Source organism: Bradyrhizobium sp. IC4059 (assembly GCF_020193615.1).
Taxonomy (GTDB): Bacteria; Pseudomonadota; Alphaproteobacteria; order Rhizobiales; family Xanthobacteraceae; genus Bradyrhizobium; species Bradyrhizobium yuanmingense.
In genome coordinates, this window is record NZ_JADYVH010000001.1 from 252,685 (window position 1) to 265,912 (window position 13,228).

Below are 13,228 nucleotides of genomic sequence, written 5' to 3' on the forward strand. Positions count from 1 at the left end.
CGATGCCATTCTGCCAGTGTTTTGCCCGACGGAGCAAGCCGTTTCGGCAAAGCCGAATTTTTCGAAAGTTTTCAACGGCATCCCTACTGTGCATGGGGTTGTTTTCGCGTTTGGCGTTTTTGCCCCCTCCGTCCCGTCGTGCGCGGCAGGAACTCCCGCCGCCTCCCGCGGGTTCTATCCCCGTGGCCCCGACAGCGGGGCCGGGTAAAGGGGAAATGACGCCTGCATGCTGTGGACCTTGCTCCGGCCGGTCGGCCTCGTCCCCGCGGCGCTCATCCTCACCACCATTGCGGCCGGCGCCGAAGCGGGCAAATCGGCCGGCCCGTCCGAATTCCTGCTGGTGGCGCAGATCGTCCTGCTGATCGCGGTTGGTCGCGGCCTCGGCGAGATCATGATGCGCATCGGCCAACCCTCGGTGATCGGCGAGCTGCTCGCCGGCATCATCCTGGGGCCGTCATTGCTCGGCTGGATTTGGCCCGAGGCGCAAGCCGCGATCTTTCCCAACACGCCCGAGCAGAAGGCGATGATCGCCGGCATCGCCCAGTTCGGCATCCTGCTGCTTTTGCTGCTGACCGGCATGGAAACCGACCTCAAGCTGGTCCGGAAGGTGGGCAGGGCCGCGATCGCGATCTCGATCGCTGGCATCGTCGTGCCGTTCGCCTGCGGCTTCGCACTCGGCGAGTTCCTGCCGGATGCGCTGCTGCCCAATCCGCAGGAGCGCCTGGTGGCGTCGCTGTTCATGGGCACGGCGCTGTCGATCTCCTCGGTGAAGATCGTCGCGGTCGTCGTGCGTGAGATGAACTTCATGCGCCGCAACGTCGGGCAGATCATCGTCGCGACCGCCGTGATCGACGACACCATCGGCTGGATCATCATCGCCGTCATTTTCAGCCTCGCTTCGCAAGGCTCGCTCGACATCGCTTCCGTGACCAAGTCGGTGCTGGGAACGCTCGCCTTCCTCGCGGTCAGCTTCACCATCGGCCGCCGCCTGGTGTTCCAGCTGATCCGCTGGGCCAACGACAATCTCGTCAGCGCGGCCGCGGTCATCTCCGTGATCCTGCTGCTGATGAGCGTCATGGCGATGATCACGCATCTGATCGGCGTCCACACCGTATTAGGTGCCTTCGTCGCCGGCATCCTGGTCGGGGAATCGCCGATCCTGACGCGGCAGATCGACGAGCGCCTGCGCGGGCTGATCTCAAGCTTCTTCATGCCGGTGTTCTTCGGTCTCGCCGGGCTCAGCGCCGATCTCACGGTGCTGCGCGATCCCAACCTCCTGATGCTCACCGGCCTGCTCGTCGTGATCGCCAGCGTCGGCAAGTTCGGTGGCGCGTTCGTCGGCGGCACCGTGGGCGGGTTGAACGGGAGGGAGTCGCTCGCCCTCGCCAGCGGCATGAACGCGCGCGGCTCGACCGAGGTCATCATCGCGACCATCGGCCTGTCGATCGGCGTGCTCAGCCAGAACCTGTTCACGATGATCGTGACGATGGCGATCGTGACGACGATGGCGATGCCGCCGATGCTGCGCGCGGCGCTGGCCAGGCTGCCGATGAGCGCGGAGGAGAAGGAGCGGTTGGAGCGCGAGGAGTTCGAGAGGCGCGGCTTCGTCGCCAATCTCGAACGTCCCTTGCTCGCCGTGGACGATAGCGTCAACGCCACCTTCGCCGCGCATGTCGCCGGACTGATCGCCGGCATGCGCGGCCTGCCGATCACGGTGCTGCATATCGGCAAGCGCGCCGAGGAACAAGAGAAGGGGCGCGGCGAGGAAGTGAGCCACGAAGCCGTGGTGAAGAAGGCGGCCGAAACCGTCTCCGCCAACAGCGACAACGATGCCGGCAGCGTCGATGTCATCAGCCGCACCAGGCGCGCGGAGCTTGGCGAGACCATTGCCGACGAGGCGCGCAAGGGCTTCGATCTCCTGGTCGTCGGCATCGCCAAGGTCGCCGCCACCAAGGACCGTTTCGATCGCAAGGTCGAGGATATTGCCGCGAAGTTCGAAGGACCGCTTGCGATCGTGGCCGCCAAGGGCAAGCACCTGAAACAGCCGATGCCCGAGGCGCTCAACATCCTCGTTCCCGTGTCCGGCAGCGCCGTCTCCAAGCGCGGTGCCGAGGTCGCCGTGGCGCTGGCGCAGGCCGGCTCAGGTTCGCTCCGGGTGGTCTATGTAGCGACGACGCGCGACAAGGGTGCGCAGCGCGGTCGCTCGCGCGGGTTGAGCCAGGAGACAGGCATCCTCAAGGACACCAGCGATCTCGCCGCCCGCTACGACGTCGACATCACCACGACCCTGCGCGTGAACCGCGCGCCGGAGGCGGCGATTCTGCGCGAGATCGACACCACCGACGTCGACCTCGTCGTCATGGGCGTTGACCGGATCCAGGCCGACCATCTCTCCTTCGGCGGCGTCGCCGATGCAGTGCTGCGACAGTCGAAGGTCTCGGTGCTCCTGGTCTCGAGCGGCGAGGCGCGGCAGGCGCCGGCGGAGCAGGGTTAGGGCTTCACCTCCGCCACCGCCTGCGGCTTCTTCTTCGACGACCGCCAGTTCTCGAAACGCTGCACCACGACGAAGAAGGCCGGCACGAACAGCACCGCAAGGCAGGTCGAGGCCAGCATGCCCGAGAACACGGTGATGCCGATCGACTTGCGCGCGCTGGCGCCGGCGCCGGTGGCGAGCACCAGCGGGACGACGCCGAGGATGAAGGCGAACGAGGTCATCAGGATCGGGCGGAAGCGGGCGCGCGCCGCCTCGATCGCGGATTCGATGATCGGCTTGCCGTCGCGGCCGTGCAGCTCGAGACCGACCTCCACGATCAGGATGGCGTTCTTGGCCGAGAGCGCGATCAAGAGGATCAGGCCGATCTGGCAATAGAGATTGTTGTCGATCTTGAGAGCGGAGAGGATCAGCATCGGCCCGAGCAGCGACAGCGGCACGGCGAGAATCACCGAGATCGGCGCGTACCAGCTCTCGTACTGGCCGGCGAGCACGAGATAGACCAGCAGCATGGCGAGCCCGAACACCCAGTAGATCTGGTTCGAGACCGCCTTCTCCTGATACGACATCGCGGTCCATTCATAGCCGGTGCCCGGCGGCAACGTCTTGTCCGCGATTTCCTCCATCAGCTTCAGCGATTGGCCCGACGAATAGCCCTGCGCCGGCAGGCCGATCACGGTCGAGGACGGATAGAGATTGTAGAGGCTGATCAGCGACGGGCCGGTGGCCGGCGTGATCTTGGCGACGGTGCCGAGCGGGATCATGTCGCCGTTCGAGTTGCGCACCTGCATGTTGGCGATGTCGCGCTCGGTGACGCGGAACGCGGGATCAGCTTGGGTGTAGACCTGGAACACGCGGCCGAACTTGTTGAACTGGTTGACATAGGACGAGCCGAGATAGGTCGACAGCGCCGAGAACACCTGATCCGTCGTCACGTGCAGCGTCTGGGTCTTGATGCGGTCGATCTCGACGTTGAATTGCGGCACCGAGGAGCGGAACGAGGACTGCACGCGCTGCAGCGCGCTCTGGCTTTGAGCGTTGGTGACCATCGCGCCGGTGATGGCCTGCAGCTTGGCGAAATCGCTGTTGCCGTCGCGCAGCTCGACCTGCATCGAGAAGCCGGCGGCGTTGCCGATGCCCTGGATCGGCGGCGGCGGCAACACGATGGTGCGCGCCTCCATGATATCAGCGAGCTTGTCGTTCAGGCCAAAGACCAGCGAGCGCAGATCCTCACCGGGCCCTTTACGCGCGTCCCAATCCTTCAGGATGATGTAGGCGACACCGGCATTGGCGAGGCTGGCGCTGTTGTCGAGCGCGGAGATGCCGGCGATGGTGATGACCTGCGCCACGCCGGGCGTGTCCTTGATCAGCCCGCTCGCTTTGTCGAGCACGGCCTGCGTCCGCTCCAGCGCGGCGCCGTCGGGCAGCTGCACCGCGGCGATCAGATAGCCCTGGTCCTCGATCGGCAGGAAGCCGGTCGGCACCCGCGACAGGCCATAGCCGCTGGCGGCGATGATCAGCAGTGCGAACGCGACCGAGATGGTGGCGTGCTTCACGAGGAACGTGATCAGCCTTGTGTAGCCGCGCTCGACGCGGTTGTAGACCGCATTGAAGCCCCGATAGAAGAAATTGCGCTGCTCCGGCGGCACGGCCGGCCGCAGCCACAGCGCGCATTGCGTCGGCTTCAAGGTCGCGGCGTTGATGGCGGAGAGCAGGGCGGTCGCGGCGATCACCAGCGCGAATTGCGAGTAGATGCGCCCGGTCAGTCCGGCGAGGAACGAAGCGGGCAGGAACACCGAGATCAGCACCAGCGTGATGCCGACGATCGGCGCGAACAGCTGGTCCATCGCGCGGATCGCGGCGTCGTGGCCGTTCATGCCCTGTTCGATGTTGTGGGCGGCGCCCTCGACCACGACGATGGCGTCGTCGACCACGATGCCGATCGCGAGCACGATCGCAAACAGCGTCGACATGTTGATGGTGAAGCCGAGTGCCGCCATCGCGGCGAAGGCGCCGATGATGGTGACAGGCACGGTCGTCGCCGGCACCAGCATCGCGCGCCAGTCCTGCAGGAAGATGAGGATCACGACCAGCACCAGCAGGCCGGCCTCGATCAGGGTCATATAGACCTCGTGCACCGAGGCCTCGACGAACTTGGTGGTGTCGAACGGCGTGTCGTACTTGATGCCTTCGGGGAAGCGCTTGGCGAGCTCCGCCATCTTCTTCTCGACGGCCTGCTCGACCTGCAGCGCGTTGGCGCCCGGCGACTGGAACACGCCGATGCCGACCGCGGGCTGCTTGTTGAGCGAGAAGATCTGGCTGTAGGTCTGCGCGCCGAGTTCGACCCAGCCGACGTCGCGCACCCGCGTGACGTCGCCGCTCGTGCCCGTCTTGACGATGATGTTCTCGAACTGGCCGGCATCGTCCAGCCGCCCGTTGACGTTGAGCGTGTACTGGAACGCCTGTCCCGGCGGCGTCGGCGGCGCGCCGACCTGACCGGCGGCGACCTGCTGGCTCTGCTGCTGGATTGCCTGGATCACGTCCTGCGGCACCAGGCCACGCACCTGCAGCTGGTTGGGATCGAGCCAGATCCGCATCGAGTATTGCCCGGCGCCGAATACGGTGACGTTGCCGACGCCGGGCAGGCGCGAGAGCTCGTCGCGGATGTTGATGGTGGCGTAGTTGCTCAAGTAGAGGCTGTCGTACCTCGCATCCGGCGAGGTGAGCGTCACGAACAACAGGATCGAGGTCGACCGCTTCTGCACGGTGACTCCCTGGTTCTGCACGGCTTGCGGCAATTGCGACAATGCGCTGGAGACGCGGTTCTGCACCAGCACCTGCGCGAAGTTGAGGTCGGTGCCGATCTTGAAGGTCACGGTCAGCGTGTAGGTGCCGTCGGAGCCGCTGTAGGATTGCATGTACAGCATGTCCTCGACGCCGTTGACCTGCTGCTCGATCGGCAGCGCCACGGTATCGATCACGGTCTTGGCGCTGGCGCCGGGATAGCGCGTGGTGACCTGCACGGTCGGCGGCACCACGTCGGGGTATTGCGCGATGGCGAGATTGAACAGCGCGACGCCGCCGATCAGGATCATCAACAGCGCGATGACGTTCGAGAGGACCGGCCGCTCGATGAAGAACTTTGAGATCATGGCTGGCAGCCCCTACTTGCTCGAGGCCTGCGTCTGCTCGATCTTCGTCACCTGCGGGTCGATCTTCTGGCCCGGGATGACGCGCAAGAGCCCCGCGGTCACGACGCGATCCTCTGGCTTCAGGCCGCTCTCGATCACGCGCAGGCCGTTGTCGACCGGGCCGATCTGTACCTTGCGCTGCTCGACGACGTTGTCGCTGTTGACGACGAGGAGATAGCGGCCGCCCTGGTCGCTGCCGAGCGCGGTGTCGGGAACGAGCAGGGCGCTCTTCTCCTGGTCGAAGGGCACGCGGACCCGGACGAAATAGCCAGGCAGCAGCACCCGCTTGTCGTTGGGAACGAGGCCGCGCACGGCCAGCGTGCCGGTCGACTGGTTGAGGGTCGGCGAGACGTAGTCGAGCTTGCCCTCATGAGGGTAGCCGGTATCGGTCTGCAGCCCCACTTGAATCGGGAAGTGCTTCATGTCCGCGGGCGTCAGTCCGCGACGGGTCGCCTCGGCGCGGATGCGCAGCACGTCCTGCTCGTTGACGGTGAAGTTCACATAGATCGGGTCCATCGCCACGATGGTGGCGAGCTGGGTCGGCGAGGAGACGCCGACGAGCTCGCCGATCGAGACCATGTGCGCGCTGACGATGCCGTCGAACGGTGCCGTGACCTTGGTGTAGCCGTAATTGACTTCGGCGAGCTTGGTGTTGGCCTGGGCCTGCTGCAGATTGGCCTGGGCGTTGTCGCGCGCGGAGGTGGAATTATCGAGCGTGGCTTGCGAGACGGCCTGGCGCTGCACCAGCTCGGCCTGTCGCTTGTAGTCGGCCTCCGCCTGCCGGAGCGAAGCCTGCGCGCCGACTTCGGCCGCCTGCGCCTGCTCGAGCTTGAGCTTGTAGGTCTCAGGCTCGATCGTGAACAGCTGGGTGCCCTGCTTGACGAACGTGCCGTCCTGATAGTCGATCGTTTGCAGAAAGCCCTGCACGCGCGCGACGAGATCGACGCTCTTGATCGGCGCCGTGTTGCCGGTGGCCTCGATGTAGCGCGTCACCGGACGCTGCACCGGCGTCGCGACGTCGACCTTGGGCGGCGGCGGCGCCACGAACGTGTTCTTGTCCTCGCAGCCGGCGAGCGCAGCCAATGCCGCGGTTGCGGCGAGTGCCCGACCGATATGTTTCCTCGCTGCTCCATTGCGTCGTGCGGGAGATGCGGGATTGGCGCGCGTCATTCGGTGGTCCCCGATTGCTGTCTGTCGGTGCGGCAGGCTACCAACAAACAGGCAGTCGTGGAACACCATAGCCATGGCGGTCACGGGTCTTGCACCGAAAACGGCAGTGTGGCCTTTGACAGATTTGTCACGACAAGGCGCTTTTCACCGGCGAACGATTGGCCCGTCCGCACCTAGGGCTGGCGCGCATGCCACGCCGCCAGGACATCCTTCTCGTCTTCGGCAGTGAGACCGACGACTGGCCCGTTGTTGGCGCGGAGCCAATCAAGCGTATCGCGCGCGGTGTCTCCCGGCGGTCGCGAGGTCAATCCGGCCGCGCGTGCCGGCGAGGTATCGCGCGTCAGGAAGCCGGCGTAGTCCGGCAATGGCAGCCACATCGGTAAGGACCGCGGGCCCGCCCAACGCCTGACGTCATGCGCTTCCAGAAAGGCGCGATCGATCCAGGTGAAGGTGCAGGACGCGTTCAGCGCGGATGCGCATTCGCTCAGGAATCCGCCGCGCGTGCGGATCGGCCCAATCCCGTCATAGATGCCGACGAGACCGCTCTCTGCCGCATGCACGATCCATTGCGCGAGATCGCGCACGTCGATGAACTGGACCGCATCCTCCGGCGATCCCGGCGCCAGCACCTCGCCGCCGCGCGCAAGCCGCGCCGGCCAATAGGCGAACCGTCCGGTCGGGTCCTCGGGGCCTGCGATCAGTCCGGCGCGGCAGATGAAGGCGTCATCGCCGACCGCCTGTTCGCAGGCGACCTTGGCTGCGCCGTAGATCGCCTCGGTGCTGTGCTCGATCTCTCCCGCAACAGGCTCGCGCAGCGGCGCCGTGTCGGCGCGTTGCCCCGGGATGCGGTTGTCCGCATAAACGCTGATCGTCGAGACGAAGGTCCAATGCACGCCCGGCCGCTTCAGCGCGGCGACTGCGCGACGGACCTGGCCGGGATGACGCGAGACATCGACCATGGCGTCGAACGTCTCGCCCGTGAGTGGCCCAAGTCCGTCGGCCAGGTCGCGGTCGATCTGCATGAAGCGCGCACCCGTAGCGATCGGCCCCGCGAGTCCGCGCGCGGCGCAGGTCACGTCGTGACCGACCGCGCAAGCATGGCTTGCTATCGCGCGCCCAAGAAACTGGCTGCCGCCGAGGATGAGAATGCGCATGAAACAGTCCAGTGTCGCCGATGAGGCCGCGAGACTACAACCTCCACCGGCGGTTGCAACGATCCCTCAGCGCGGCTTGATCTCGGCGTATTTCGCTATCGCTTTCTCGAACTTCCGGTTGAACAGCCACATCGCGGCGAAGATCTCGCGGTAGCTCGCCGAGGTCTTTGCCCGGTCGGCCTGTCCGAAGGCAAAGATGCTGTTGTTGCGCAGGTATCCCATGATTCTGGGGCTTGACACCCGGTAATTCAGGAGATCGCCCGATTTGAGCGCGGACCGCGTCGGGGTTGGAACGATCTGGATCAGCTGGAAAAGCTTCATCTGGTCGATCGTATCAGGCAGCGTCTTGACGATACCCGGAATCTCGCGGAACAGATCGGAGTGCGCGTTCATCAACCCGTTGCGGACGTTGGTCCAGTGGTTGAAGCGCTGATCGGTGCCGCGGGCACGCGCCTCCTCCTTGTCGTCTCGCGCGCTCAAGCCCGGGTCGATCGCAGCTACGTCGCCCTTGATCTTCTCCCATTTCCGCCGGCCGTTGCGGTCTTCGGAGGGGCCTGTCTGGAAGCTGCCCATATAGGTGTTCGAGCGTGCATTGCGGACATTCTGCTTGCCGTTGGTCTCCGCAAAGAACAGCCCGAGGCTGATCCGCCCGGCAGCTTCGGCGTGTTCGGGAGCGAGGCCCTTCGCGCGCGCAATCGCGACCGCAAGATCGACGACGTCCTCGAACGGCGTCGGCGAGCTCTGCGCGTTGGCAGGCGGCGCCTCCATGAGGTCGAAGAGCCTGCCGTATTCCTCGACCAGCGGCTCGATCTCGGCATCGAAATAGGCCGGAGGAATCTCGAACTTGTTCGGCCGGCCGATCCGCGACGGCATGACGTCGGTGAGGTCCTTGTAGCTGCTGATCACAGCGACGCGCGCGAGATAGAGCGCCTGTCCCGGCAGGTTCGGCAGCGGCTCCTTCGCCTCGATCTGGCGCCGCCGCTCAGTGAGGATGGATTTGAAGTCGCCGAGCGCGCGCTCGTAAGCCGCGAGCGCCTCCGATTGCTGTGGCGTCGGCGCCGCCTTCTGCGCAACGGTGGGCACCGCGCCGAAGATGGCAACAGCCGCAAGGGCCGCGGCGGCAAGTCGTCTCGATCCCATGGCCGATCCTATGGCTGGTTCCCGTCGATTCGATGGCCAGCGAGATCGTAGACGTCGGAGGCGAGCCGCCGCAATTCTCCTTTCACGCCGCCCGGTAGTCCGGCGCCGTCGCCAGGAACTTGGCGTAAGCATCCGCATCCGGCGGCTGGAAGCGGCCCGCGAGTCCGCCGCGCTTCTGGTTTTTCGCGCCGATATCGGCCATCAGCTCGTCGAAATGGCGGTAGTGATAAGGGGCGACGCAGAGGCCGCCATAGACGCCCGCGGCCGGCCGCTCGACGCGCTTGAAGTGCAGCATCATCTCGATGTTGTCGCGCATCGCCTGTGCCGTCGGCTGGTTCGCGAGCTGGCCGTCGGCATAACGCACCAGCCAGTTCGCCGCGAGGTCGGCGCAGAGCACGGTGCAGAACGAGGAGTTGAAGCCGACGAAGCCGAGCTCGGGCAGATCCGGATTGGCGATCAGGCGATAGAGCCGGTACTGCCCGTCGGTATCGACCAGTTTCTGCCGGTAGGCCTCGGGCAGGAACGGCACGCCGAGCTTGTAGCCGATCGCGAGCACGGCGACGTCGGCGCCCACGCGCTCGCCACCACTCATCACGATGCTGTCGCCCTCATAATGGTCGAACGTGCCGAACACGGCCTTGATGCGGCCGTCGGCGACCATCGGGTAGAAGCCCGGCGTTGCGATGGGCACCGAGCAGTTGACGCCGTCCTCGATCCGCTCCTTCGGCACCATGTTGCAACGGCCGAGCTTGAGCTGCGCCTTGAGCAGACTCTCCAGCCCGCGCCAATTGGCCCAGACCAGCGGCGCGGCGATGCGGTGCGCGAGCCGCCCCATCGCGCTGATGCCCCAGCCCGGAAACATCTCCTCCTGCGCGCGGATGTAGAGGATGCGCTTGAAGTTCACGAGACCGCCGATGAAATAGGGAATGCGCCAGACCGGCTCACGCATCACGATGGTGACCTCGCGCGCGCCTGACTTCACCGCATTCACGGCGATGTCAGTCGCGGACTTCGAGCCGCCGAGGACGACGACGCGGCGTCCCTTCGCCAGTGTCGGATCGCCATATGTCGACGAGTGCAGGATCTGGCCGCCCTGCGCCAGAAAGCCGTCCTCGCCGGGGCAATGCAGCTCGCGCGGCTCGTTGAACTGCCCGGTGCAGACCGCGACGAAATCGAAATCCTCGCTCGTGGTCGTGCCGTTCTTGTCCTTCAAGGCGAGCGTCCATCCCGGCCTGCCGTCGGCACGGCGCGCCATGCCGGCGACTTCGGTGTTGAGCCGCAGCATGCGCTCGAGGCCAAAACTCTTGGCATAATCGGCGAGGTAGGCGTGGACCTGCGGCCCGGTCGGCCATTCCGGATAGGCATCCGGCATGGCGCGGTCGGTGTAGCGGTAGAGCTCCTTCGGGCTCTGGGTCTGCACCTCGGGGTAGGAGCGCGCCGGCTCCCAGACGCCGCCGAGATCTGAGCTGCGCTCGACGATGGTGACGCGGTGGCCTCGGGTGGAGAATGCTTTCGCGGCGGCAAGGCCGGAGACGCCGGCGCCGATCACGCAGACATGTTTTGGGCTGACCATGGGTTTGCTCGATGTGTTTGGCACGCAAGCGACCGCGTTCGGCCGCACGGTGCGGCCGGCCAGGCTGCAAGCAGATGCAAGTGGAGGGAGCGGCGACCGCTAGTCGTTGGCCTCGGGCGGCAGGAAGTCGACCTCATGCAGCGCCGAGATGCGCACGACCTCGGCCGGGTCGGTCAGATTGTGCAGCTGGTTGAACAGCGCCTCCAGCTTCTGCATCGGCGAGACCCAGAACAGCGCGCGGCACGGTTTGTCGGACTTGTTGAAATAGCCGTGCGGAATGCCGCGGGGCATGCGCACGAGGTCGCCGGCATGGGCCTTGACCCATTGACCGTCGAGCTTGAGATCGAGCGTGCCTTCCTGCACCAGGATGAACTCGTCCTGGGTCGGATGGATATGCACCGGCACGAACTGGCCGGGATCGCTGTTGGTCTCGAACGCGAAAGTGGAGTCGGTGACGGCCTTGGGGAAATAGACCTGGCCAAGGATGTTCCAGCTCTTGCCGCCGTAGCCTTTCCCGTTCGCGGTGATGCCTTTTTCGAGTGCAGTCATGGCTTGCTCCTCATGGATTCCGGCGGGGACGGAGCATCGTCCGAGGACGGACCGCCTGTCTATCCGCTAAACGAATCCGGATGAACCTATTGCCATGCAGCACGACGAATTTGCGAGCTCCGGCCCTTTTCGCCCCCGCGGAACTATTATAGGCTTAAAGGAATTCCGGGCGCGAAGCATGGTCGACGATGTCCGCAGCCGAGCTGGAAATGAGCGCAACAGCCTCTGCAGCCGAACGGCTTGCGGCCTTCGCCCGCGTCACCACTGATGACGTCGACGAGGCGGCCGAGCAGATCGGGCGCATCTTCTGCCCGCATGATCTCAAGCCGACACAGGCGCGCGCGGCCGGCTTCTCGGCCCGGCACAATTGCGCGGCCTTCGATGGCTTCTCCATCAACTACGTCGCCTATGGCGGAGCGGTCAGCATCGATCCGGGCTGCCTCGAGCGCTTCTTCCTGGTGCAGGTCCCGCTTGCTGGCAGCGCCCGCATTCGTGCCGGTCGTCGTGAGCTCGATGCGGCCCCGGACCGGATCGCGTCGCTGCTGTCGCCGACAATTCCGACCCGGATGATGTGGAGCGATTGTGCGCAGGCGATCCTGCTGCTCGATCGCCGCATGGTCGAGCAGCGCGCCGCGGCCTTGTCGGGCAGGGCGACCGGGGTGGTCGAGTTCGATCCGGTGATCGAGCTGGATGCGCCGTCCGGGCGGGCCCTGCAGACGAGGCTCGCCGAGCTAATGACGCTCGCCGAGCGCCTCGGGCCATCAGGCCGGCTCTCGCCGGCCGCGATGGCCGATTGGCGCGAAGCGCTGCTCGATCATCTGCTCAACCGGCAGCGGCATGGCCTGTCGGATGCGATTCAGACGTTTTCGGGGCAGGCCGAGCGTTTGCCGCGCGCCTTGCGCGCCGCGCGCGATCACCTTGCCGACCATGCCGGCGAGCCGCTCGACCTCGCGCAGCTCGCCTGCGCCTCCGGCATCGGCATCCGCGCGCTGCAGCTCGGCTTCCGCTGTCACTTCGGCGTGTCGATCTCGCAGATGCTGCTCGACATGCGCCTCGCCGGCCTCAATGCGCGCCTCGCGCAAGCCGCACCCGATGTTTCCATCACCGAGATGGCCTTCGATCTCGGCTTCACCCATCTCGGCCGCATGGCCGGCGCCTACCGCGAGAAATTCGGCGAGACGCCGTCAGCCACGCTGCGGCGAAGGATGAGCTAGATCCGTCTCGCCAGACCTTGATGCCGGACTCAACCCGCCGGCGAGTCGGTCTGGCGCAGCGTCGTCACCCAGATCACGCGCGCCACCTGCTGGGTCGGGTTGTCGAACATGTGCGGCACGATGCTCGGAAAACGAAAGCTGTCGCCGGCTTCCAGCACATGGGCCTGGTTGTCGAGCCACAGCCGCAGGCTGCCCGAGAGAATGTAGCCCGCCTTCTCGCCGGTGTGCTGCAGGAAGTCGGTGCCGGAGGAGGCGCCGGGGTTGAGCGTGAGCTCGTAGAGCTCGAGCTGGCCTTTGCCTTCCGGCGTCAGCGCTTCCTTGACGACGCCGCTGGCGGTGAGCCGCAGCAGCCGCCTGGCGTTCTTGCGCACGGTGTAGCGCGGCGCTTCGGCAGGATCGCTGCTCTCGAAGAAATAGGAGATGGGAACGTCGAGCGCGATTGAGAGCAGGCGCAGCGTGCGGATCGACGGCATCGCGCGCGCACGTTCGAGCTGGCTGATCATGCCGGTCGACAGGCCGGTCTTGTTGGCGACGTCCTGGATCGAGAGGCCGGCGCGCTGACGCAGCAGCCGCACTGTTTCACCCAGGCGCTGGTCGACCGCATCTTCGGCCTCGGTCGTCGGAGCGTCCTTCAGACTGTTCGTGTCGCCGCGACCATCCATGTCGCTCTCCCATGCATCATCTCAGCGTCGGGGATCGAGCCCCGCGCCTTCAGTCAGAGTGAAAAGCTGGCGCATTCTAGCAAT

General features: G+C 65.8%; 9 protein-coding genes. 2 read left to right on the forward strand and 7 right to left on the reverse strand.

Going from position 1 to position 13,228, the window contains the following annotated elements:
- Window positions 1–226 precede the first annotated feature (226 nt).
- Entirely contained in the window at window positions 227–2,494 is a 2,268-nt protein-coding gene (locus I6F12_RS01170) for a cation:proton antiporter (RefSeq protein WP_225155310.1), read from the forward strand.
- On the opposite strand, the gene I6F12_RS01175 is transcribed toward I6F12_RS01170, so the two are convergent.
- The 6 genes from I6F12_RS01175 to I6F12_RS01200 all read right to left on the reverse strand — a co-directional run bounded on the left by I6F12_RS01175 (window position 2,491) and on the right by I6F12_RS01200 (window position 11,268).
- Window positions 2,491–5,643 (reverse strand): multidrug efflux RND transporter permease subunit, encoded by a 3,153-nt coding sequence (locus tag I6F12_RS01175; RefSeq protein WP_225155311.1) that lies wholly within the window; start codon window positions 5,641–5,643, stop codon window positions 2,491–2,493. The genes I6F12_RS01170 and I6F12_RS01175 overlap by 4 nt on opposite strands.
- A 12-nt stretch (window positions 5,644–5,655) precedes the next feature.
- Window positions 5,656–6,852 carry an efflux RND transporter periplasmic adaptor subunit gene (locus tag I6F12_RS01180; RefSeq protein WP_225112132.1) on the reverse strand — a complete coding sequence of 399 codons (1,197 nt, stop codon included), beginning with the start codon at window positions 6,850–6,852 and terminating at the stop codon, window positions 5,656–5,658.
- A gap of 173 nt (window positions 6,853–7,025) precedes the next feature.
- Window positions 7,026–8,006, reverse strand: coding sequence for an NAD-dependent epimerase/dehydratase family protein (locus I6F12_RS01185; RefSeq protein WP_225155312.1), 981 nt, complete (start codon window positions 8,004–8,006; stop codon window positions 7,026–7,028).
- Between the two features lie 66 nt (window positions 8,007–8,072).
- Window positions 8,073–9,146: a hypothetical protein gene (locus tag I6F12_RS01190; protein ID WP_225155313.1), complete on the reverse strand. Its 1,074-nt coding sequence runs from the start codon at window positions 9,144–9,146 to the stop codon at window positions 8,073–8,075.
- 82 nt (window positions 9,147–9,228) lie between these two features.
- On the reverse strand, window positions 9,229–10,719 hold the full coding sequence (locus I6F12_RS01195; protein WP_225155314.1) for an NAD(P)/FAD-dependent oxidoreductase: 1,491 nt from the start codon (window positions 10,717–10,719) through the stop codon (window positions 9,229–9,231).
- Window positions 10,720–10,818: 99 nt separating this feature from the next.
- Window positions 10,819–11,268 carry a cupin domain-containing protein gene (locus I6F12_RS01200; protein ID WP_225155315.1) on the reverse strand — a complete coding sequence of 150 codons (450 nt, stop codon included), beginning with the start codon at window positions 11,266–11,268 and terminating at the stop codon, window positions 10,819–10,821.
- A 188-nt stretch (window positions 11,269–11,456) separates the two neighbouring features.
- Between I6F12_RS01200 and I6F12_RS01205 the strand changes: the two genes are divergently transcribed.
- On the forward strand, window positions 11,457–12,482 hold the full coding sequence (locus I6F12_RS01205; RefSeq protein WP_225155316.1) for an AraC family transcriptional regulator: 1,026 nt from the start codon (window positions 11,457–11,459) through the stop codon (window positions 12,480–12,482).
- 29 nt (window positions 12,483–12,511) lie between these two features.
- Here the strand turns inward: I6F12_RS01205 and I6F12_RS01210 are convergent, their stop codons facing one another.
- Entirely contained in the window at window positions 12,512–13,144 is a 633-nt protein-coding gene (locus I6F12_RS01210) for a cupin domain-containing protein (protein WP_057026064.1), read from the reverse strand.
- Window positions 13,145–13,228: the final 84 nt, after the last annotated feature.